We start from the raw sequence: 23435 nt of genomic DNA on the forward strand, positions 1-23435 counted from the left end.
GCGTGCACGAACTTCGCGAATGGATCGCGGCAAGGAAATCAGGCGATGAAGCGGCGCACTTTCATGATGAGCAGCGTGTGGTTCCCGGTCGTGCCGGAGCGCAACGCGTGGCCGTGGCGCAGGCCTGCGAGCCGGGGTGCGCTGGCGATCGCCGACATGACATTGCCGCAAGGCCGCGCGTTTGCCCGCTCCATGCGACGACTCGGCGTGCCGGTTCTCGACCTGAGCGGCGACATCGGCGCGCTGTGGTATTCGACACTCGCGCCGCTTTTGCACGAAACGGAAACCGCATCCGCATCCGCAATTTCAGCACCGGACATGCGCCCCATTCTGCTCGGCTGCACGCGAGACTCGGACCACTTCGTCCTCGCGCACCTCGCGGCACGCGCGGGCTATCGCGTCGTGAGCAACGATAACGCCGGTACGACGCCCGCAGGCGCCGGCCACACCGCGATCAGAACTTATACGCCTTGTTCTTCGGATCGAAGGTCGAATCGTCGAAGGTCTTCGGCGTAATGCTTTCGAACACGATCTTCTCGAAGATCTTGCCGTCGTTGCCATACGATTCGACGGTGCGGAAATACGGATGCCGCAGGTCGAGCCCGAGCACTTCCTTCTTCGCGTAGAACTGCGGCTGGCCGGTCGGCGTTTCGAACGTGAAGGTGACCACGCGCACGCCGTCGATGGTTTTGACTTCCACCTGGGTCGAACGCGGCAGGCCGGCCTCGACGTACTTCTTGCCCTCCACCAGGTATTGATCGGCAATGTACTCGGTGCCCAGATCGCGCACCTGGTGATTCGACTGCGCGCGGGCGAGCGCGCCGTTGATCGAGGTCCACAGCGGCATCACGTTCATGATGCCGCCGAGGTGCCCGTACATTTCGTCGGTCCGTTTGGACTCGTCGTAGATGATTTCCTGGCCCGCATGCGCGCCGTCGGGCAGCCACTTCGCGTAGATCCGCAACGGGTCGTGCGCGATCCGCACCAGCATGTGATCGGGCTTGTCGGGCCACTGTCCATGAATGCGTTCCGAGCGCGACATCGTGAACTCGTACGACGGGTAGCCGTTCGGCCCTTCCTTGATGTAGCGCGGCAAGGTCAGCGGATCGAGCGACTGGAACAGCGCGACGAGTTGCGCGTCGTCGAGCTTTTCCAGCGCGCCGCTCTGCTGCGCGGCGCGCAGCCACTTGACCTGCTGGTCGAGCGTGAGCTTGCCGACCTGCGCGGGCGGCGTGGACGGCGCCTTGACCGCGCTCGCGGTGTCGAGCGGCGGCGGGGTATCGTCGTTCTGCGCGAACGCGCACGGCGCGGCGACCCCGACGCTCAGCGCCGTGAACGCCATCAGCGCCACGCGCAAACCGGACAGGCGGTGCTTCATGAATCTCTCCGAAAGGTGTGACGGCGCCACGCGCCTTGCCTGTCAGGCAGTCTTTTGCTTCGCGAGTTCCTCGTCCCGCAGCGCGCGGCGCAGAATTTTTCCGACATTGGTTTGCGGCAGCTCGTCGCGGAACTCGACCAGCTTCGGCACCTTGTAGCCGGTCAGATTCTTGCGGCAATGCGCGATCACCTGTTCGGCGGTCAGCGAAGGATTGCGCTTCACGATGAACACCTTCACGCGCTCGCCCTGCGCCGCGTCGGGCACGCCGATCGCCGCGACCTCGCGCACGTCCGGATGCGCGGCGATCACGTCCTCGATTTCGTTCGGATAGACGTTGAAGCCCGACACCAGGATCATGTCCTTCTTGCGGTCGATCAGGCGGATGAAGCCGCGCGAGTCCATCACGCCGATGTCGCCGGTGGCGAGCCAGCCCGCGTCGTCGATCACCTTGGCGGTCTCCTCGGGGCGGTTCCAGTAGCCCTTCATCACCTGCGGTCCCAGCACGCACAGTTCGCCCGCCTCGCCGATGCTGGCCCAACTGCCGTCGTCCTTGCGAAAACGCACCTGGGTGGACGGCGCCGGCAGGCCGATCGAGCCTTCGAAGTCGCGCATATTGCTCAGGTCCACGGGATTCATCGACACGATCGGCGAGCATTCGGTGAGCCCGTAGCCTTCGATGATCGGTTTGCCCGTCACGGCCTTGAAGCGATCGGCGACCGCTTTCTGCGTGGCCATGCCGCCCGCCATCGCGAGCTTGAGGTTCGAGAAGTCGCGCTTGCAGAACTCCTCGTTGTCGAGGAACGCGTTGTACAGCGTATTCACGGCGGTCATGCCGGTGAATTTCTCGTGACGGATGATCATCATCACGCGCTTCATGTCGCGTGGATTGGCGATCAGGATGTTGCGGCCGCCGAGTCCCATGAAGATCAGCGCGTTCACCGTCAGCGAATAGATGTGATAGAGCGGCAGCGGCGTGAGCACGGTTTCGATCTCGCCGCTCAACTGTCCTTCGGACCACGCCTTCGCCTGCAGCAGATTGGCGATGATGTTCCTGTGCGTGAGCATCGCGCCCTTGGCGACGCCGGTCGTGCCGCCGGTGTACTGCAGGAACGCGATGTCGTTGTGCGACAGTCGCACCGGCGTGACCGTGCGCGTGTAGCCGGTGGCGAGCGCGTCGAGCAGCGGCACCGCCTGCGGCAGGTTGTACGCGGGCACCATCTTCTTCACGTGGCGCAGCATGAAATTCAGCAGACGTCCCTTCAGATTCAGGCCGTCCGCGAGCAGGTCGCCGAGGCCCGTGACGATCACGTTCTGCACCTTGGTGCCGGGCAGCGCGTCCTCGACGGTCTTCGCGAAGTTCTCGAACACGATGATCGTGGTCGCGCCGCTGTCCTTCAACTGATGCGCGAGCTCGCGCACGGTATAGAGCGGATTGACGTTGACCACCACCGCGCCCGCCTTGAGTACGCCGAACAGCGACACCGGATACTGGAAGGTGTTGGGCAGCATGATCGCGACGCGCTCGCCGGGTTTCACGCCGATACTCTGCAGATACGCGGCGAACGCGGTGGCCTTGCGTGCGAGTTCGCCATAGGTCAGGTTCGCGCCCACGCTGACGTACGCGACGCGCTCGCGGAACTGCGCGATGCATTCGTCGAAGAACTGGACGATCGACTCGTACTGGTTGACGTCGATTTCATGCGGGACGTCGGCGGGATAGGACGCGTACCAGATGCCGTCGGTGTTCGGCGCCTGAGCGGCGCCGGGCGTTCCAGGGATTCCAGTTGCGCCGGTTGCGCCGGGTGCACCGTTGGCCGCCTGGGCGGCGGGCGAGAATGGCGCTTGCGGGGCTTGCGGGGCTTGCGTGGGTTGTGTCATCGGTCGTCTCCTGAAGCCGTGGCTTCATCTGTTTATATGCTGGCCTCGCGGCCAGTCTTAGCGCTCCAGAATCGCGACCACCCCCTGGCCGCCCGCCGCGCAGATCGAGATCAGCCCGCGCGCGGTGCCCGCGGGTTTGTCGAGTTGCGCAAGCATCTTCGCGAGGCCGGCGACGATGCGTCCGCCGGTTGCCGCGAACGGGTGCCCGGTCGCGAGCGAACTCCCATTCACGTTCAGTTTCGTGCGATCGATCGCGCCGAGCGGAGCGGGCAAGCCGAGTTGCGTGCGGCAGTATTCGTCATCCTGCCACGCGGTGAGCGTGCACAACACCTGCGCGGCGAAGGCCTCGTGAATCTCGTACAGATCGAAGTCCTGCAGCGTGAGGCCGGCGCGTGCCAGCATGCGCGGCACCGCGTAGGCGGGCGCCATCAGCAGCCCTTCCTTCTTGTCGAAAAAGTCGACGGCAGCGGTTTCGGACCACGTCAGGTATGCGAGCACCGGCAGACCGTGGCGGGCCGCCCAGTCCTCGCTGGCCAGCAACACGGCGGATGCGCCGTCGGTGAGCGGCGTCGAATTGCCGGCGGTCAGCGTGCCGGCGTCGCGGTCGAAAACCGGTTTGAGGCCGGAAAGCTTTTCGAGCGTCAGGTCGGCGCGTAGATTGTTGTCGCGCGCGAGGCCGCGATACGGCGTCATCAGATCGTTGACGAAGCCGCGCGCGTACGCGTCGGCGAGCTTGCGGTGGCTGTCGTACGCGAGCACGTCCTGCGCCTCGCGCGAAATGTTCCAGCGCTTGGCCATCAGTTCGCAATGCTCGCCCATCGAGAGCCCCGTGCGCGGCTCGCCGTTACGCGGCAACAGCGGCTTGAAGAACATGCCCGGGCGCAGTTTGGTCAATGCGCCGACGCGCTGGCCGGTGCTGCGGCCGCGATTCGCTTCGAGCAGAATCTGGCGCATCTTCTCGTTCACGCCGATCGGCGCATCGGAGGTCGTATCCACGCCGCCCGCGATGCCCACTTCGATCTGCCCGAGCGCGATCTTGTTGGCGACGAGGATCGCCGCTTCGAGGCCGGTGCCGCATGCCTGCTGCACGTCGTACGCGGGCGTTTCCTTCGCCAGCGTGGTGGACAGCACCGATTCGCGCGTCAGATTGAAGTCGCGCGAATGCTTGATGACGGCGCCCGCCGCGACTTCGCCCAGCCGTTCGCCATGCAGGTTGTAGCGGTCGATCAAACCCTGCAGCGTGAAGGTCAGCATGTCCTGATTCGACGCGGTCGCGTATGCGGTGTTCGAGCGGGCAAACGGAATCCGGTTGCCCCCGACGATGGCGACGCGGCGCACGGCTGGCAGCGGGTGGGTCATGCTCGGCTCCTTCGAGTGATGTTGTTCTGGTGGGTTGAGCGTCACAGCAGTTTCCATTGCATGCGTCCGCGCAGATGGGGTTTTTCTCCGCTCATGTCGCGCACTTCGATGTCGCGTTCGATCAGCGAGGCCGACGCGCTCCACAGCGATGCTTCGCCCGGCAGCAGCATCGGCAATTTGAATTCGCCGCTGAGCGTGGCCTCGGCGAGCGGCTTGGGCGGCTGCAGCGCGGCGGCGGCGCGTGCGAGCGTCCACATGCCATGCGCGATCGCGCGCGGAAAACCGAAGGCCCTGGCCGACAGCGCGCTCAGATGGATCGGGTTGTAGTCGCCGGACGCCTTCGCGTAATCGCGGCCCAGTTGCGACGGCAATTGCCAGCGCGCGATACGCAGCAGCTCGGCGGGCCCGAGTTCGAGCGGCGCGAGCGAGCTGCCGCTCGCCGTCACGCCGCGCTTCAGATAGACGCTATCGCCGTCCCACACCGCTTCGCCGCGCCGGTACATGCGGGTGTGCAGCACGAACGCCTGGCCCTTGTCGTGGCGCAACAGCGCGCCGAATTCGACCTCGACGCGCAATAGATCCTTGAATGCGAGCGGACGCCGCAGCCGCACGTGATTGGCCAGATGCACGAGGCCGAGCGCGGGCCATGGAAACGCCGGATCGGTCAGCATCAGCAGATGCAGCGGAAACGCCAGCAGGTGCGGATAGGTGAGCGGCACGCCGTGCTCGGGGATGAAGCCGCACACGCGCGCGTAGCGCCATACCGCGCCGGGGTCCAGCGCGACGGCGGGGCGCACGAGGCGCAGCGCCGGCAACTGCGTGGGCCGTCCGCGTTTGACGATGCCGGACACCGCGCGCGCATAGAGCTTGTGGGGCGCGGGCAGCGGGTCGATCACCACGGTCTTCGGCCGCACCGCATCGCCGCGCGGGAAACCGGAGCTGGAGTCGCCGCCGAACGGATCACCGGGTTCGGCCATGCTCACGCTCCAATCAGGCTCTGTCCGCACACGCGCACGACCTGGCCGCTCACGCCGGCCGAGCCCGGATGCGCGAGCCACGCGATGGTCTGCGCGACATCGACCGGCTGGCCGCCCTGGCTCATCGAGTTCATGCGCCGGCCGGCCTCGCGGATGGCGAGCGGAATCTTCGCGGTCATCTGCGTTTCGATGAAACCCGGCGCGACCGCGTTGATCGTGATGCCGCGCGCGCGCAGTCGCGGCGCCATGCTCTGCACGCGGCCGATCACGCCGGCTTTCGACGCCGCGTAGTTGGTCTGGCCGAGATTGCCGGCAATGCCGCTGATCGACGACACCGCGACGATGCGTCCGCCGTCGCGCAGAATGCCGGCGGCGAGCAGGGCGTCGTCGATCCGCTCCTGCGCGCCGAGGTTGATGTCGATCACGTTTTGCCATGCCGCATCGCTCATCTTCGCGATGGTTTTGTCCTTCGTGATGCCGGCGTTGTGCACGACGATGTCCACGCCCTGTTCGTCGAGCGCGGCGGCGATCTGCGCGGGTGCTTCCGGCGCGGCGATGTCGAAGGCGAGGGCAGTGCCGTTCAACTGACGCATGGTGGCGTCGAGCGCGTCGCGTGCCGATGGAATGTCGATGCCGATCACGTGGGCGCCCTCGGCCGCGAGCACGCTCGCGATCGCCGCGCCGATGCCGCGCGCGGCGCCGGTCACGACCGCGCGCCGTCCGGCGAGCGGCTGTTGCCAGTCGAAGGCGGGAGCGGCTTGCGGCTGCGTGGGCGTGGGCGTTGATGTTTGCGGCTGCGTGGGCGTTGACGTTAGCGTCGCCGCCTGCACTGCCGGAGAAGCGACGCCGATCCGCACCACCTGTCCGGACACATAAGCCGAGCGCGGCGAGAGAAAGAAGCGCAAGGTCGCCTCGATGCCGCTCTCCGCGCCGCGTTCCACGTACACGAGGTTCGACGTGATGCCGCGCCGCGCTTCCTTGCCGAGCGAGCGCGTGAGGCCTTCGAGCGCGCGCTGCGCGGTCCATTGGCGCGGGTTCTCGCACGACTCCGGCGGCCGCCCCAGCACGACGATGCGTCCGCACTTGCCGAGCGAGCGCAAGGTATCGTGGAAGAACGCATGCAGCGGCGCGAGCTGGCTGCTGTCCTCGATGCCGCTCGCGTCGAACAGCAGCGCGGCGAGCTTGCCGTGAGATGTGGGTTGGGTATGCGACCCGCTCTCGGCCGCTTCGAAGCGGCCCGTCATCAGGCCGCGGCGATTCGCGAGCGGCACCCACAGCCCGGCGCTTTCATGCGCGACGCTGGTCACGCCGATGCTCGCCACGAGGCTCGCGAGCGCGTCGAGCAACTGAGGCTCGCGGCCCGCGCCGAGCGCGACCATGCCGTCGAATTCCGGCCGGTCCGCCTGATGGCGGCGCAGCACCTCGGGCTTCGGCAGACCGAGCGAGCGTGCGAGCCGCGCGCCGAACGGCGAGTTGACGAAGTTCAGATATGAGTCGTTCATAAAATAGCTTTGCTCCGCTGGACCTGGCCCGTGGGAAGTCTGCCGGGCAGACGGTCCACGGGAAGCCCCCCATGGGGCGGCGAACGTGTGTCAGTGTGCACCGAGTCCGGCGCGTCCGGTGCACCTTTTCATCGCGCGCGGGCGGCCGCTTTCAGGCCGCCAGTTCCAGCGCCTTGTCGAGCGACTCCTTGCGTTTCTGCAGGCTCGCGAACATGTCGAAATCGGCCGGGAAATCGTCGACCTTCACGACCTGCGCGCCGTAGCGGGCGTAGTCGTCCAGCACGCGGCGATCGTCCGCGTCGATCAGCCCCTTGCGCTGCGCCGCGTCGGTCCATGCGGCCAGTTGCGGCAGACTTTGCGGCATCGGGTCGAGCTGGCCTTGTTTGACCGCGTCGCGCAGCTTCTGGTCGATCTGCGTGAAGCGCGGATTCAGCTGGAACACCAGTTCGCCGTAACCGAGCGCATCGACGTCCGGGTGCGGGACGTACGAGTCGGACACCAGACGATCGCGGGCCGCGCCGGGCGTCTGCATCAACTCGGCGATCTCGCCGCCGAGGCGGTCGGACGGCTCGCGGTACGGCAAGCCGAACGGGAACGCGAGCATGCGCACGAGCGCGGCGGCGAAGCGGTTCGGGTAGTTCGCGAGCACGCCGTCGAGCGCCTGCTGCGCCTTGTACAGCGAGTCCTCGACGCCCCAGCGCACCAGCGGCAGATCGTCCTCCTGACGGCCTTCGTCCTCGAAACGCTTGAGCGTCGCCGAGATCAGGTAGAGCTGCGACAGCACGTCACCGAGCCGTCCGGAGAGGCGCTCGCGGCGCTTCAGGTCGCCGCCGAGCACGAACATCGAGACGTCGGCGAGCAGCGCGAAGGCGGTCGAAACCCGGGTGGCCGCGCGGTAGTACCCATGCAACGGCGCGTGCGCGGCGCGCGGCGCGGCGATCGTCACGCCGCCGGTGACGCCGTACACGAAACTGCGCACCACGTTCGACAGCGTGAAGCTCACGTGTCCGAAGAACGCGTCGTCGAAATCGCGCAGCGCCTTCGCGCGATCGGTTTCGCGAGTCGCGGCCATTTCCTTCAGCACGTACGGATGGCAGCGAATCGCGCCCTGGCCGAAGATGATCAGGCAGCGCGTGAGAATGTTCGCGCCTTCCACGGTGATCGCGATCGGCACCTGCTGGTAGGCACGCGCGAGGAAGTTCGACGGCCCCATGCAGATGCCCTTGCCGGCGGCGATATCCATGCCGTCGTTGATGACCATGCGGGCGCGTTCGGTGATGTGATATTTGGCGATCGCCGAAATCACCGACGGTTTTTCGCCGAGGTCCACCGCATGCGCGGACAGGCGGCGCGCGGCGTCCATCACGTAGAGGTTGCCGCCCATGCGGCCGAGCGCTTCCTGCACGCCTTCGAACTTGCCGACGGCGGTGCGGAACTGGCGGCGGATCGCCGCGTACGCACCGGTGCCGCGCACCGCGATCTTCGCCATCCCGACGTTCGACGACGGCAGCGAAATCGCCCGTCCGGCCGCGAGACATTCCATCAGCATGCGCCAGCCGTTGCCGACCTGCGCGCGGCCGCCGATCACCCAGTCGAGCGGAATGAAGACGTCCTTGCCCGAGTTCGGCCCGTTCTGGAACACGGCATTCAGCGGCCAGTGACGGCGGCCGATATTCACGCCCGGATGGTCGGTCGGAATCAGCGCGCAGGTGATGCCGGGTTCGTCGTTCTGCCCGAGCAGATGGTCGGGGTCGAGCGCGCGGAACGCGAGGCCGAGTACGGTCGCGATCGGACCGAGCGTGATGTAGCGCTTGTCCCACGTGACGCGAAAGCCGAGCGTCTCGCGTCCTTCGAACGTGCCCTTGCAGACGATGCCGACGTCCGGAATCGCCGCCGCGTCCGATCCCGCGTACGGGCTCGTCAGTGCGAAGCAGGGGATTTCGTCGCCGCGCGCGAGGCGCGGCAGATAGTGATTTTTCTGTTCTTCGGTGCCGTAGTGCATCAGCAGTTCGGCGGGGCCGAGCGAGTTCGGCACCATCACCGAGACGGCGGCGGCCGAGCAGCGCGTCGCGAGCTTCATGATGACCTGCGAATGCGCGTACGCGGAGAACTGCTTGCCGCCGTACTGCTTCGGAATGATCATGCCGAGGAAGCCGCGTTCCTTGATGTATTGCCAGGTTTGCGGCGAGAGGTCCTGCCAGACCATCGTCGTTTCCCAGTCGTTCGCGAGGTCGCATAGCTGCTCGCATTCGACGTCGAGGAAAGACTGTTCTTCCGCGGTGAGCGTGGCGGGGCCGTAGCCGAGCAACGTGTCCCAGTGCGGGCGGCCGGAGAACAGCTCGGCGTCCCACCAGACCGTGCCGGCTTCGATCGCGTCGCGCTCGGTCGGCGACATCTCCGGCAGGATCTTGCGGAACACGTCGAGGACCGGCTTCGTCAGCCATGCGCGGCGCAGCGGCTTGACCGCGAGCACGAGAGCAGGGACGACGAACACGATCGCGAGAAGCGTGGTCAGGACCGGACCGGCCGCGCCGGCGACATGCGCGGCCGCGACCCAGACGACCAGCAAGGCCAGCCACCAGAGCGCGCGCGCCTGAACGAAGACGAGCGCGAAGGCGGCGATGACGAGTAGCAGGATGAACCACGGCATGACGTTTCCTCCTCTTTCGATAGTGCGTGCGAACGCCTCCACGTGACGCGGACGGCTCGCGTTATGTTGATGTCGTTGATCGTCCGGCGGTGCCGTCGTTCGGGTCGCTTCCCGTTTCCGGTTTTCCGGTTTTCCGGTTCGACACGGCGGCTTCGCCTGAGTGCGGCGATTAGACGGGCCGCTCGGGTATGACGCTTCGATGGAGCACGTTTCGTTCCCCGTTATGGGCGGACGGCTTCGCGGGAGGCCGTCCGCCCTGTCTTGCCCGGCATGCCGCGTTGCTGCGTGCGCGGCGTTGCATGCGGGTGCGCTGGATGCTCAGGCCGCGCCGTGCAGCGCGTGATGATAGGCGCCTTGTGCGACGTTGCTGGAGCGAGGGTTGTCGTCGGCGGCATCGGATGGATCGGATGATGCCGTTGCTTTCGATGCGGGTTGCGGCGCTGGGTTGTGTGTCGAGCTTTGCGTCGGGTTTTGCGTCGGGTTTGGCGTTGACGTTTGCATCGATGCTTGCGTCGGCGAGCCCGTGGCCGAGGCGCCTGCCGCGCCCGCGCCCGCCGCGTCGGCGGTGTTCGCCGCGTTCTGCAACGGACACTCCGCGCCGCCCTCGGTCGCATCGCCCAGCACCGCGGCGAACGCGGCCAGTTGCGTGCCATCCGGCAACGGCGCCTTGAGCGCGGCCACCATCAGCGACGCGAGACGCGCGATCAACTGCAGGTCGTTCATCGACTTGCCCTGCGAGAACTCGGAAATCAGGCTGTCGGTGTCGGTGCCGGCCAGCACGCCCGACAGCGCGCCGATCGCGAAGTGCAGGCGCCAGCCGAGTTCCTCGCGCGGCAGATGCGGCAACGCGCGCTGGAACGCATCGAAAAAACGCACCGCGACGGACTCGTAATGCGCATTCAGAAAGTCGCGGATGAACGCCGACGGATCGGTATAGGCGCGCCCCAGCAACCGCAGAAACGCCTTGCCGCCGACGCGCGGATCGCGCGACAGACGCAGCGCCGGAATGAACATCGCGCCGAGCACGTGCTCGCAGGTGAGGCGCGCGCCGAGCATGTCGTCGAAGCGGTCGAGCAGCTTCAGGCGCTCCTGGTTCAGCTTGTCGAGGCGGCGCGACAGCATCGAGTGAATCAGCGATTCCTTGCTGCCGAAGTGATAGTTGACCGCCGCGAGATTGACTTCGGCGCGCGACGTGATCTGGCGCAGCGACATCGCTTCGTAACCGCATTCGATGAACAGCGTTTCGGCGGCATCGAGGATGCGGGACTTCGTATCGCCGGCGTGCCGGCCTGTTGTGCGAACTGCCATGTTGCGTCTCCCAGTTGCCGGGCGTCCGGCCCGCAAACAAGCGATTCAAATAGTTATTTGAAACAGCCGTTTTTTTCAGGATAAGAAGGATCAGGACTGCGATCAAGTGTCCGCTGTGGACTAACTCCTCTAGAAGACCTGACGAAGGCCGGGCTTTCCCTGGTGTGCGCGGGGCGTCGAATCGCGCGGAAATAAAAAAGGCCGTTCCGATCGAAATCGGAACGGCCTCGTATGGCGATACTACTTGTTTGGCCCTGCTATCTATCTGTTCTTGCTTTGCCTATGCGTTGCTCATGCGTGCTGATGTGTCCTGCATCATGCGCTTCGTGGCATGGCGGTTCGAACCGCCTTTGTGCGTATTGTGCCTGCTGCCGCCGCGAGTCGGCAAGCAAAATGGCTGTTTAGTTCGAACGCTTAAAGCTGTGCGGCCACCTGCCTGGCCGACTGCGTCATGTCGATGCCGCGACGCTCGCGACTGAACGGAATCAGCGCCGCGATCACCACCGCGACGATACCGATCACGATCGCCATGATGAGCGCGTAGTTGTTGCCGTGCGCTTCCGCGGCGCTCGCCTGCAACGGGCCGTTGACCGACGCGATCAGATTGCCGAGCTGATACACGAGACCGGGGAAGGTCGCGCGGATTTCATCGGGCGAGATTTCGTTCAGGTGCACCGGGATCACACCCCATGCGCCTTGCACCGAGATCTGCATCAGGAAGGCGCCGAGCGCGAGCAGCACCGGCGTGCTCGAGAATGCCCACAGCGGCAGCACCGGCAGCGCGATCAAGGCCGCGATGAAGATCGCGCGCTTGCGGCCGATCCGCTCCGACATGTAGCCGAAGAACAAACCGCCGCAAATCGCGCCGATGTTCAGCGTGATCGTGATCCACGACACCGTGTGCGCGTCGAACTGATGCTGCACGCGCAGGAAGGTCGGATAGAGATCCTGCGAACCGTGCGAGAAGAAGTTGAACGCGGTCATCAGAATGATCGCGTACAGCGACAGGCCGACGTTCTGTTTGAGCGTGGCGACCAGGCCCGGACGCGCTTTCTTTTCGAGCGTCTTGAAGGCGGGCGATTCGGGCACGTGCGCACGCACGTACAGCACGAGCAGCGCCGGCAGCACGCCGACGAAGAACATGCCGCGCCAGCCGATGTACTGGTAGAACACGCCGAACACCACCGAGGCGAGCAGATAGCCGCTCGGGTAGCCCGCCTGCAGCAGACCGGAGACGATGCCGCGTGATTTCGGCGGCACGGTTTCCATGGTCAGTGCGCCGCCGACGCCCCATTCGCCGCCCATCGCGATGCCGAACAGCGCGCGCAGCACGAGCAGGGTGGTCAGGTTCGGCGAGAAGCCGGACAGCAATTCCAGCAACGAGAAGCACGCGATGTTGACCATCAGCGTCGGACGGCGGCCGTATTTGTCGGCGAGCCAGCCGAAAATCAGCGCGCCGACTGGACGCATCATCAACGTCAGCATGATGCCGAAAGCGACCGCCGGAATTTTCGTATTGAATTCGGCGGCGATATCTTTCAATACGAACACCATTAGAAAGAAATCGAATGCGTCGAGTGTCCAGCCTAGATAGGCGGCGATCGTGACGTTTCTCTGTTCCCGTGACCAGCTCATTGATTGTTCTCCTGAGTCTCGAATAACCCGCGTTTCACGCCCGGCTGCGCGATTTCCCCGTACGCCCCGTGGCATGGGCTTCGAGCGAGTGTACGCCGACCGTTAAGCGCTTGCATGAATGAACGCGCGTTTATCCGTATTAATCCCTGGAGCGAATTTCATGTTGCGCTGCGATGCAGGCGTTATGTTTGTTTATTGTAATTATTGTAGTAATTCTGTTTGAATTTTCGTCGGCTGATCGTAATGAGTTTGAGTGGATGTCATTAAGTAATGGCGAGGCTGAATTTAATACCGGTGGGTCGCGTGCAGGCGGTCGATTCGACCGCTGACTCGCGCGGCGGTAGAGGCTTCGCTCGCGGGATTCCGGTTGGCCGCCTGTTCGGTGACAGGTATAAAAGCGGCTCGCGGCGTACGCGCCGCGTCACGTCGCGTCTGTCACAGCAATCATCTAACGGAGCCGGAGGAGCGCTGAAGCGTTCATTCCGCTCGACGGGGACACCGAACCATGACGATTCCGCATATCTGCCTGCTCATCGTTGCCTTGCTGCCATTTCCCTGGACCATGCTGGCCAAGGGCAACAAGCGCTACAACAATCACGCGCCGCGTGCCTATCTCGCTGGACTCGAAGGCTGGCGGGCGCGCGCCCACGCCGCGCATCAGAACGCGTGGGAAGCGCTGGCGATGTTCACCGCGGCGATCGTCGTCGCGGGGCAGTCGGGCGGATCGAACCCGACGGTCAATGCGCTAGCGATGACCTTCGTCGTCACGCGCGTGTTGCATGGCGTGCTGTATGTCGCCAATCTGGCGGCGCTGCGCTCGCTGGTGTGGTTTGTGGGTGTCGCGTGCGTGGTGGCGATTTTTTTCGTGTCGGCGCATTGAGCGGCTGAAGGCGTGTGCCGAGCGTCAGGGAAACGGCGCTCGGCAAGCTAACGTCGGCACGAACCCTCAACCTATGCGCTCAATGCATCAGTGGAGATTAAAAATCAATTGGACTCATGTTGCGACGCGAAATAACATGGCGAAATTCTCTTAACGCCCGTTCGCTCCAGCTCGCACGCCATGTCCGTCCACACTTTGACTTCCCCGCCGGTACGCCGCGAACGCGGTTCGCTCCCGGCGCTCGCCATCGTCACCTTATTGACCGGTCTCGGCGCCGGACTCGGCGGCATGTTGCTCGCGCTGCTGCTGCACGGCATTCAGCATCTCGCGTACGGCTATAGCGTCGCCCATCTCATCAGTGGCGAGAGTTTTCTGCATGGCGTGAGCAGCGCCGCGCCGGAGCGGCGTCTGGCCGTGCTGACGCTGTGCGGCCTCGTGGCGGGGCTTGGCTGGTGGGCCCTGTACCGTTTCGGCCGTCCGCTCGTGAGCATCCGGCAGGCAGTCAAATCCGACGATCCGCACATGCCGCTCCTCAGCACGACCGTGCACGCGTTGCTGCAGATCGTCACGGTTGCGCTCGGTTCGCCGCTCGGCCGCGAAGTCGCGCCGCGCGAGATCGGTTCGATGCTGGCGGCCTGGTTGTCGCGCCGCGCGGGGTTGTCGGTGGCGCAAAGCCGGATCATGGTGGCCTGCGGCGCGGGCGCGGGTCTCGCGGCGGTTTACAACGTGCCGCTCGGCGGCGCGGTGTTCGTGCTCGAGGTGCTGCTCGGCACATTCGGCTGGACCGCGCTGGTGCCGGCCGTCGTCACCTCGGCGGTAGCCGCGCTGGTCGCGCAGATCGGACTCGGCAACGAACATCAATACCTGGTGCCGGCGTTGACGGTGAATGCTTCGCTGTTGGCGTGGTCGGTGGTGTGCGGGCCGGTTTTCGGCGTGGCCGCGTGGGGCTTCGCCGAGGTCACCAGGCGCTCGCGCGCGGCGGCGCCGAAGGACTGGCGGTTGCCCGTGCTGTCGCTGCTGAATTTCGCGATCGTCGGCGTGCTGGCGATGCATTTCCCGCAACTGCTCGGCAACGGCAAGGGTCCGGCGAGCCTCGCGTTCGACGGCAATCTGACGATCGGTCTCGCCGCGATGCTGCTGGTGCTGAAGGTGGTGATCACCGTGAGCAGTTTGCGCGCGGGCGCGGAAGGCGGGCTGCTGACGCCGGGCCTCGCGAACGGCGCGTTGCTCGCGATCGTGCTCGGCGGCGTGTGGAGCATGGTCTGGCCGGGCGCGTCGCTGGGCGGCTTCGCGGTCATCGGCGCGACGGCGTTTCTGGCGGCGTCGATGCAGATGCCGATTACCGCCGTCGTGCTCATGTTCGAGTTCACCCGCGTGAGTCACGACTTTCTGATCCCGGTATTGTTCGCGGTCGGCGGCTCGTATCTGGGTTTTCAGGCGTGCGTGAAATGGGCGCCGTCGATGCAGGCAAGCTCCGGTTTCATCACTTGGGGCGGGGCGGGTAAGGCTCGCTGAGCCTTTGCCGGCATCGCTTGTGGTCAGGCGAAATTCGCCATGCGTCCCGTTGAAAATGGCAATCCTAAGTAAAAGGCATCGCTTCGTTGCGTGACACCATTTCGTCATGCAAGTCTGCGTAAATTTGCCCCCGTGGTTCATCACGACACGGGGGACGCAATGAGCAAGATTTTCAGTGCGACGGCGACGTCGCAAGGATTGACCGTCAAGGCCTATTCCGGAGACCGTTGCGCGATGCTGGCCTTCGATCTCGCCGACCATCTGACCGACAAACTCGCGGGCTTCGCGATCCGCCGCGCGCCGAACGGCACGGACAAGTGGCAATGGCTCGGCAACCGCCTCTCGTTCGACGGCGCTTACACGAAAAGCGCCGATCAGACCGGTTCGAAGTTCTACGACTCCAACGTCGCACCGTTCCAGAAATTCTGGTGGCTCGATTTTCCGCCCGATGGCGTAGCGGGCACGTTCCGCTACGAAGTGACCGCGATGCGCTTCACCGCGGACAAGTCGCCGCAACTGACCGAGGGGGAACAAGTCGAGGTCGTGATCGATGTGGGGCCGTTTACCGAGGGCAATATCGAAGTCGCGTTCACGCGTGGATATCTGTCGTCGCAGGCTTACGCGGATGAATTCCACAATCAGCCGTATCAACCCAGCCCGCAAGGGAAGGACGGCTGGAAATTCGACTGGACGCCGTATCTGCCGAAATGGACGTGGCTCGGCGGCCATGCGCGGCAAACCATCGTCGATTTTTTCAACGAGATTCACGCGGAAGAAGGCGCGACGCTCGATGCCTTCGTCTACGACCTCAACGAGCCGGAAATCATCACCGCGTTCATCGACCTCGCAGCCAAGGGCAAGCTGAGGTTGCTGGCCGATAACGCGACGTTGCACGCGCCGTCGACGGATGCCGGCAAGGCCTTCGTGGATATCCAGAATGCGGCGAGCGCCGGCACGAAGAACGACTTCCAGCGCGGGAAATTCGGCCGCTTCCAGCACAACAAGGTGTTGATCAAGCGCGTGGGCGGCGTCGCGACGAAGGTGCTGATGGGTTCGACGAATTTCTCGATCACGGGCCTGTACGTCAACGCGAATCACGTGCTGGTGTTCAACGACGCGCAAGTCGCGGCGAAGTACGCAACGGCCTTCGACGCCGCCTTCAAGGACGAGTTGTCCTTGCGCGCGTTCCACGACGACGAAATCTCGATGAAGGAATACCCGATCAACGAAGCGGGGATGCCGGCGCTCGTCGTGACCTTCGCGCCGCACGAGAATCCGCAGATTTCGCTCAAGCGCGTGCTCGACGCGATCGACGGCGCGGACAGCTCGGTGATTTTCGCGGTGATGGATCTGAACGGCCAGGGCGAGGTGCTGAAGGCGCTGTCGCAATTGCATGGCGACGAGAAGGTGTTCTCGTACGGCATCTCCGATTCCGTGAATGCCGACGACGACACCATCAACGGTACGACGGTGTTCACGCCGTCTTCGAAGGGCGGCGAGCTGGTGTATTCGAAAGCGAATCCGGAAAAGTTTCCGCCGCCGTTTTCGTCCGAGATGGAGGTGCATGGGCCGGCCGCGCACATCGTGCATCACAAGTTCGTGGTGGTGGATTTCAACGGCACGAATCCGGTGGTGTTCGTCGGCTCGTCGAATCTCGCCGAGGGCGGCGAAAAGCTGAACGGCGACAACCTGATGGCCGTGTACGACCGCGCGATCGCGACGGCGTTTGCGATCGAAGGGATTCGCCTCGTCGATCACTACGCGTTCGCCGAGGCGCTGAAGAAGGCGGGGTCGAACGCGCAACCGCTGCGGCTCAAGTTCGACGGTGAGAAATGGTGGTCGCGTTATTACACGGCGAACGATATTCGGGAGAAGGAGCGGAAGTTGTTTAGCCGGTGAGACGTAGGGTGCAGGTTCGAAAGATGGTGACAGGGAGTGAGGCCGTCCGCCGGGTCAGGGAGCCGCCGTGCCACGGACCGGCGTCGGCCGGAAACAGGTCGCGCGATACCGAACGAGCGACTTAAAAAATTACAAGTGATCTCATAACAATATTGCGCTGTATGTTTCCTTCATTGTGCTTTGCCTACGCGAGCCAATTGTCTAAAAATGCCGGTCGCCAGGGGCCGGTAAATATTCGGGTCGGCTGCAACAGAAATCCACCTAAATAGAGACATTTGCATGCCCCGGATGTATGCGGATCACCCTAGAATCCGTCAACGAATCACTTCATAACGCACCCGGGTTCGAAGACTATCGCTTTCCGGCATACCGGTAGCGGGCTCAAGGCGGCATAAGCCTGGACTCACGATGCTATTCGGTATATCCGGGCGTGCCGTCTTATCCGTGGATCAGCAGCCATGCTGCTGCGCGTCGGCATGGACGCGTCGGTTGATTCACATCGAGATCGATCCGCGAGGTCTAGCTGTAAATCGGATTTGAGTGAATCAGCCCGTAGGGGGAGGCTGCGCTGTTACGCCCGTTTTATCGGCGCAAGGACGTGACTTTTATTCTGAGGACATGCATGAAACCTGTCGCGGCGGTTGCGGCGGTTGCCTTTGCACATCGGCATTGTTAAACACGGGGAAGACGCGTCATGTTTTATATCAACTGGAAGCCATCGCGGGTTTGCGCGGTCTGTGCCGCCGCCATCCTGATTGCGGGATGCAGTACCTACCAGCAGCACCTTGCCAACGTATTCATCGGCAAGAATGTCAATGATGTCTACGCCCGGATCGGCCGCCCAGCGTCTGTCACGCAAGACAGTAGCGACCCCACGCACCCGTTGAAAGTCCAGTACTGGACAAACTTTCATTCGAACACGCAACAGGACTTCGTTCAGACCGGCAGTGCTTATGCCGGGCAGGTGCAGGTCGGGCAGACGGCAGGAGGCAATGGCGTGGCTGGAATGCCGATTCTCCAGGATCAGTATGCGCCGACGGGCTATTACCAGACGAACACCTATCGATGTTCGCTGACGCTGAAAACGGACAGATCCAATACGGTCGTCAGTGCATCCACCGAGGGTCCCGGTTGCGTTGACCATTTATGGTGGGCGGAAGCGCGGAACTGGTGAGATGGCGTTGCAGGATTCAGCGGTACTCTGGACGCGGACCATCCCGGCACGCGGATATTCACGCAGCACCATCAGGCGATTTTGCGCAATGGCAAGTCGAGGGGGCCACGAATGGGCAGCTTGACCCGGATTTTAGGCGCATCGCTTGCCATGTCAGTGTGGGTGTCGGGCGCGATTGCGCGTGAGCAATCTGCGCTCGACCAATATCTGGCGATGAAGCGCGTCTATGAACAGGAGTTGGCAGCCTACAAGACCAGCGAGGAAGCTGGGTTTCGGGGAGAGACATCCGACAGGATTCTGCGCGATTATCAGGCCGTGTTATTTGATTATGGTAAAGCAGCATCATATTGGGCGCGTGCGCAGATGGAGAAGGCGCCGGCTTCCAATCCTCCCGCGATTGGGCTCGTATCAACCCCGCCCGAAACCCCCACGATCGCAAGTCTCGATCAATTTTATGAAAGCGCGTTGCGGATCAACGCGGCGATGTGGCGATCGTCAGCGGCAGGTTTTCCCAATTCGGTTTTAATACCCAATGATCCGCCTTTGCCACCGTTGCAGAATGAACGTGATCCGCAGTTCGTAAAACTGGTGACGCTGCGTGCGCAGGTGAACAAGCAAATCCAGGCTGTCTTGGCGACCGCTCAGAGGGCCAGCCAGGCGGCGACCGAAGCTGCCGCCAGAATGGGGCCGCCCAATCAATGTATCGATGAGATGGGCCGGAATACCTGCCAACAGCCGGCGCCACCATCACAGGGTGCTCGTTGTATCGCCGTGGAGGGGCAAGGCTGGTCAGGCTGCGCGCCTATTAATTGAGACGTTCGGGAGACTGACTAGCGCCTTCCGGGTGCGCCGAGCCGATCGCTGTTTTCCGAACAGATCCCGCAGTTGTCCCATGAGCTGCATGGGTTCGCCCGCGAGTCTGGTATGCGCAACAGGATCCGCAAAAATCGTCGATGTCAGAGGAGCGCAAGGGATCCGCAGAAAGCAAAAAACCCCGTAAGACCAGAAATCTTACGGGGTTTCTCGAACAGCTTTTGTACTACTGCCGGCTTTCGCCGATACAACTTAATGGTGCCCAGGAGAGGACTCGAACCTCCACGGTGTTGCCACCGCTAGGACCTGAACCTAGTGCGTCTACCAATTCCGCCACCTGGGCACGTCTTCAAACTAGACCGCTATTTTAGCGTGAAGATTCAGCGTGTCAACCCTGCCGACAAACAAACTTCGCTGCTTCAACGCCTACTTCTAACGCCCGGTTAAATCGTTCGACGAAGCGAAAACTTCACGACCGACCACCGTCCTGCCAACTACCTGAAACCCGCCGATTCGTTCCAAACAACTGGAGCCGGATCAACGTGGCCTCACACTAAAAGTAAAGCCGCCCGGAGGCGGCTTTACTTTTGAATCTGGTGCCCAAGAGAGGACTCGAACCTCCACAGTGTTGCCACCGCTAGGACCTGAACCTAGTGCGTCTACCAATTTCGCCACCTGGGCAGGTGATGAACAGCAAAGACCACCATTATAGCGACAGATTCGGACCTGTCAAGCGTTTCTCAAAACTTGCTTAAACATTCCGGCGCGCTCTTCCCGGGTGTCGCGCGACGCGCGCCCGGCGACCGCTCAGCGACTATTGACGGGCCGCTTGGCGCGCGAGACGGGTGTTAGAATGCCTCGCAGTAGTTCGTTGGCACGGTGCACACGCCCGTCGGACTCAGCCTTGAACGAGCCGGACTTGAAAGAGTCTTTTTTGTGCAATCGCAAGAGCAACTCAGGTGCAAGTCAGGTGCGACTTTAGCGCCAAGCAAACGCTTCTTAAGCCGAGCCACATCGCCGACCGACGTCCATGCAACGAGAAAAAATCATCGACAAGCCCTTGAGCAAATTTCCGTACCCGATTCCAAGCCGCGAAGAAATTCTCGGCGTTCTGCGCACGAGTGAAGCGCCGCTCGCCGCGAACGACATCGCCGAAGCGCTGTCGATCAAGCGCCAGGAGCGCGAAGGATTCTTCAAGCGCTTAGGCGCGATGGAGCGCGACGGCCAGATCCGGCTCGATCAGCGCAATCTCTATCAACTGACGCATCCGTCGAACTTCGTCGCGGGCCGTGTGCAAGGTCATCGCGACGGCTTCGGCTTCCTGATCCGCGACGACGGTCAGGACGATCTGTTCCTGCCGAACGGCGAAATGCAGAAGGTCATGCATAACGACCGCGTGCTCGCGCGCATCGTCGGTTATGACCGGCGTGGCCGTCCGGAAGGGCATGTGGTCGAGGTCACGGATCGCGCCAACAAGCGCGTGATCGGCCGGTTGCTCAGCGAGAACGGCGCGCTGATCGTCGCGCCTGAAGACAAGCGCATCGGTCATGACATCCTGATCCAGCAGAACACCCGCAAGGCCAAGGTCGGCCAGGTGGTGGTGGTCGAGCTGACCGATTTCCCGAGCCGTCATTCGCAGCCGCTCGGCCGCGTGGTCGAAGTGCTCGGCGATATCGACGACCCCGGCATGGAAATCGAAATCGCGGTGCGCAAATACGGTGTGCCGCACGAGTTCAGCGAGGCCGCGCTCAACGAAGCCGCCAAGCTTCCCGACGAAGTCCGTCCGGCCGACGCGCGGCATCGCATCGACCTGCGCGACGTGCCGCTCGTCACGATCGACGGCGAAGACGCCCGCGACTTCGACGACGCCGTGTATTGCGAGCCGGTGCAGGTGGGTCGTGGCGAGGGCTTCCGCCTGATCGTCGCGATCGCGGACGTGTCGCACTACGTGCATCCGCAGAGCGGTCTGGATACCGATGCGATCGAGCGCAGCACCTCGGTGTACTTCCCGCGTCGCGTGATTCCGATGCTGCCGGAAAAGCTGTCGAACGGTCTGTGCTCGCTGAATCCGCACGTCGACCGTTGCGTGCTGGTGTGCGACATGATCGTCACCGCGCGCGGCGAAGTGAAGGCGTATCAGTTCTATCCCGGCGTGATGCATTCGGCCGCGCGGCTCACCTATACGGAAGTCGCCGCGGTGCTGAAAAACACCAAGGGTCCGGAAGCCACGCGCCGCGCCGCGTTGCTGCCGCAACTGCAGAATCTCTACGGCGTGTACAAGTCGCTGTTCGCGGCGCGTCAGAAGCGCGGCGCGATCGACTTCGACACGACCGAGACGTACATCGTCTGCAATGCGCAGGGCAAGATCGAACAGATCGTGCCGCGCACCCGCAACGACGCGCACAAGCTGATCGAGGAATGCATGCTGGCCGCGAACGTCTGCGCGGCCGACTTCCTCAAGCGCAACAAGCATCCGGGACTGTTCCGCGTGCACGCGGGTCCGACTGCCGAGAAGCTCGAAAATCTGCGTACCTTCCTGCGCGGCATGGGCCTGACGCTGGCCGGCGGCGACAAGCCGCACGCGAGCGACTACGCCGCGTTGATGGCGCAGATCCGCGAGCGTCCGGACGCGCCGATGCTGCAAACCATGCTGCTGCGCTCGATGCAGCAGGCCGTCTACAGCCCGGACAACATCGGCCACTTCGGCCTCGCATACGAGGCGTACGCGCACTTCACGAGCCCGATCCGCCGCTACCCCGACCTGCTCACGCACCGCGCGATCTACGCGATCCTGCAAGGCCGCAAGTATCAGCCGGAGCCGCCGCACGGCGTCGAGTTGAATACCGCGCTGTCGCCGCGCGCCCGCGCCATGCAGCAGGCGGACGAGGAAAAACGCGGCCGTCAACGCGCGAACAACATCGCGATCTGGGAAGAGCTCGGCCTGCATTGCTCGGCCAACGAGCGTCGCGCGGACGAGGCGTCGCGCGACGTCGAAGCGTGGCTGAAGTGCTACTTCATGCGCGACAAGCTCGGCGAAGAGTACGGCGGCATGGTGAGCGGCGTGACGTCGTTCGGCATTTTCGTGCAGCTCGATTCGCTCTTTATCGAAGGCCTCGTGCACGTCACCGAACTCGGCTCCGACTACTTCCAGTACGACGAGATCAAGAACGAGTTGCGCGGCGAGCGTACCGGCATTCGCTATCGTCTGTCGGATCGCGTGCGCGTGCAGGTGAGCCGCGTCGATCTGGATGCGCGCAAGATCGATTTCCGCCTCGTGCGCGATACGCCGATCAAGCCGCCGGTTCCGCGTGCGTCGCTGGCCGACAAATCGTCGGGCGAAAACGGTGGCGCACGGGTGCGCTCGTTGCCGCCGGTTGATGGCGGCGCGGGTGCGGGGCCGGCGGGCGTGCCGGGTGCGCGGCGCAAGAAGGCGGCGCCGGCGCAAACCGCGGCGGTCAAGGAAGCGCGCGCGGCGCGCGGCGCGGCGAAGAAGCATGGCGCCGTCGCCAAACCGGCAGCGAAATCGCAGGCTCGCAAGAAGCGCTGAAGCAGCTTCGCGCAGAGAACCGCGCGCATCGGGTACGCCGCAACGTACCGGCTGCGCGCGGTCTTCGTTTCTTGAATCAGTTCGTATTCTTCATCACAGCAGCGCGCGGCGAACGCGCGCTCAATCAAAGGTTGTATCAGTCATGGCACGTCACAAGGTTCTTTACGGTTTCCACGCAGTGACCGCGCGTATCCGGCACGACGCATCGACGGTCGAGGACGTCTATTACGACGCGACCCGCAAGGACCGTCGCATGACGGAGTTCCTGCACACGGCGAAGGAAGCCGGCGTGCGTCTGATCGCCGCCGACGAAACGCGCCTGTGGGGCCTTGCGCATACCGAGCGTCACCAGGGCGTGGTCGCGCGCGCGGGCGATCTGCCGCTCGCGCAGAACCTCGCGGAACTGCTCGACGGCATCAACGGTTCGCCGCTCATTCTGGTGCTGGACGGCGTGACCGATCCGCACAACCTGGGCGCCTGCCTGCGCGTTGCGGATGCCGTCGGCGCGCACGCGGTGATCGCGCCGCGCGATCGCGCGGTCGGCTTGAACGCGACGGCGGCGAAGGTCGCAAGCGGCGCGGCCGACACGGTGCCGTACATCACGGTGACGAACCTGGCGCGTGCGCTGCGCGAGTTGAAGGACGCGGGCGTGTGGGTCGTGGGTACGGCGGGCGAGGCGACCAAGAGCCTTTACGAAACGGAGCTCGACGGTCCGGTCGCGCTGGTGATGGGCGCGGAAGGCGAGGGCATGCGCCGCCTGACGCGCGAGACCTGCGACGTGGTCATGCAGATTCCGATGGCGGGGACGGTGGAAAGCCTGAACGTTTCCGTGGCGAGCGGCGTGTGCCTGTTCGAAGCGGTGCGGCAGCGGGCGGTGAAGAAGTAAATCTGCGACGGCGGCTGGCCCGCAAACCGGCGGG

16 protein-coding genes and 2 tRNA genes are annotated in these 23435 nt (G+C 63.9%); 8 read left to right on the forward strand and 10 right to left on the reverse strand.

The features are described 5' to 3' along the window. The first annotated feature begins 45 nt into the window (after positions 1 to 45). Positions 46 to 516 carry a hypothetical protein gene (locus LFL96_RS07900; RefSeq protein WP_280999896.1) on the forward strand — a complete coding sequence of 157 codons (471 nt, stop codon included), beginning with the start codon at positions 46 to 48 and terminating at the stop codon, positions 514 to 516. Here LFL96_RS07900 and LFL96_RS07905 read toward each other — a convergent pair. From LFL96_RS07905 to LFL96_RS07940, 8 genes are all read right to left on the reverse strand, one after another. Then, entirely contained in the window at positions 455 to 1378 is a 924-nt protein-coding gene (locus tag LFL96_RS07905) for a DUF1571 domain-containing protein (protein WP_280999898.1), read from the reverse strand. The two genes, LFL96_RS07900 and LFL96_RS07905, sit on opposite strands and share 62 nt — an antisense overlap. 42 nt (positions 1379 to 1420) lie before the next feature. Further along, entirely contained in the window at positions 1421 to 3256 is a 1836-nt protein-coding gene (locus LFL96_RS07910; RefSeq protein WP_280999900.1) for an AMP-binding protein, read from the reverse strand. 57 nt (positions 3257 to 3313) lie between these two features. Then, positions 3314 to 4615 carry an acetyl-CoA C-acetyltransferase gene (locus LFL96_RS07915; protein ID WP_280999902.1) on the reverse strand — a complete coding sequence of 434 codons (1302 nt, stop codon included), beginning with the start codon at positions 4613 to 4615 and terminating at the stop codon, positions 3314 to 3316. 41 nt (positions 4616 to 4656) lie between these two features. After that, the gene (locus tag LFL96_RS07920) at positions 4657 to 5592 is read right to left on the reverse strand and encodes a MaoC/PaaZ C-terminal domain-containing protein (protein WP_280999905.1); all 936 of its coding nucleotides are present in this window, start codon (positions 5590 to 5592) and stop codon (positions 4657 to 4659) included. Between the two features lie 2 nt (positions 5593 to 5594). Further along, positions 5595 to 7094: a 3-oxoacyl-ACP reductase gene (locus LFL96_RS07925; RefSeq protein WP_280999907.1), complete on the reverse strand. Its 1500-nt coding sequence runs from the start codon at positions 7092 to 7094 to the stop codon at positions 5595 to 5597. Positions 7095 to 7245: 151 nt separating this feature from the next. Beyond that, on the reverse strand, positions 7246 to 9744 hold the full coding sequence (locus LFL96_RS07930; RefSeq protein WP_280999909.1) for an acyl-CoA dehydrogenase: 2499 nt from the start codon (positions 9742 to 9744) through the stop codon (positions 7246 to 7248). A 318-nt stretch (positions 9745 to 10062) separates the two neighbouring features. Then, the gene (locus tag LFL96_RS07935) at positions 10063 to 11052 is read right to left on the reverse strand and encodes a TetR/AcrR family transcriptional regulator (protein WP_280999911.1); all 990 of its coding nucleotides are present in this window, start codon (positions 11050 to 11052) and stop codon (positions 10063 to 10065) included. 414 nt (positions 11053 to 11466) lie between these two features. Next, positions 11467 to 12687 carry an MFS transporter gene (locus LFL96_RS07940; protein WP_280999913.1) on the reverse strand — a complete coding sequence of 407 codons (1221 nt, stop codon included), beginning with the start codon at positions 12685 to 12687 and terminating at the stop codon, positions 11467 to 11469. 505 nt (positions 12688 to 13192) lie between these two features. Between LFL96_RS07940 and LFL96_RS07945 the strand changes: the two genes are divergently transcribed. The 5 genes from LFL96_RS07945 (at position 13193) to LFL96_RS07965 (ending at position 18968) form a co-directional block, all read left to right on the forward strand. Further along, positions 13193 to 13567, forward strand: a complete 375-nt coding sequence (locus tag LFL96_RS07945) for an MAPEG family protein (protein WP_280999915.1) — start codon at positions 13193 to 13195, stop codon at positions 13565 to 13567. 180 nt (positions 13568 to 13747) lie between these two features. After that, positions 13748 to 15082 carry a chloride channel protein gene (locus tag LFL96_RS07950; RefSeq protein WP_280999917.1) on the forward strand — a complete coding sequence of 445 codons (1335 nt, stop codon included), beginning with the start codon at positions 13748 to 13750 and terminating at the stop codon, positions 15080 to 15082. Between the two features lie 159 nt (positions 15083 to 15241). Continuing rightward, positions 15242 to 16981 (forward strand): phospholipase D-like domain-containing protein, encoded by a 1740-nt coding sequence (locus LFL96_RS07955; RefSeq protein WP_280999919.1) that lies wholly within the window; start codon positions 15242 to 15244, stop codon positions 16979 to 16981. Positions 16982 to 17675: 694 nt separating this feature from the next. Further along, positions 17676 to 18155 (forward strand): hypothetical protein, encoded by a 480-nt coding sequence (locus LFL96_RS07960; protein WP_280999921.1) that lies wholly within the window; start codon positions 17676 to 17678, stop codon positions 18153 to 18155. A 120-nt stretch (positions 18156 to 18275) separates the two neighbouring features. Next, positions 18276 to 18968 (forward strand): hypothetical protein, encoded by a 693-nt coding sequence (locus tag LFL96_RS07965; protein WP_280999923.1) that lies wholly within the window; start codon positions 18276 to 18278, stop codon positions 18966 to 18968. A 256-nt stretch (positions 18969 to 19224) separates the two neighbouring features. On the opposite strand, the gene LFL96_RS07970 is transcribed toward LFL96_RS07965, so the two are convergent. Both LFL96_RS07970 and LFL96_RS07975 read right to left on the reverse strand, forming a co-directional pair. After that, positions 19225 to 19311: transfer RNA gene (locus LFL96_RS07970), tRNA-Leu, on the reverse strand. A 251-nt stretch (positions 19312 to 19562) separates the two neighbouring features. Then, positions 19563 to 19649, reverse strand: a tRNA-Leu gene (locus tag LFL96_RS07975). A gap of 349 nt (positions 19650 to 19998) precedes the next feature. On the opposite strand from LFL96_RS07975, the gene rnr reads away from it, so the two are divergent. After that, positions 19999 to 22515: a ribonuclease R gene (gene rnr / locus LFL96_RS07980; RefSeq protein WP_280999924.1), complete on the forward strand. Its 2517-nt coding sequence runs from the start codon at positions 19999 to 20001 to the stop codon at positions 22513 to 22515. Positions 22516 to 22657: 142 nt separating this feature from the next. Next, positions 22658 to 23401, forward strand: coding sequence for a 23S rRNA (guanosine(2251)-2'-O)-methyltransferase RlmB (gene rlmB / locus LFL96_RS07985; RefSeq protein ID WP_280999926.1), 744 nt, complete (start codon positions 22658 to 22660; stop codon positions 23399 to 23401). Positions 23402 to 23435 lie beyond the last annotated feature (34 nt).

Origin of the sequence: Paraburkholderia sp. D15 (assembly GCF_029910215.1) — a bacterium.
Lineage (GTDB): Bacteria > Pseudomonadota > Gammaproteobacteria > Burkholderiales > Burkholderiaceae > Paraburkholderia.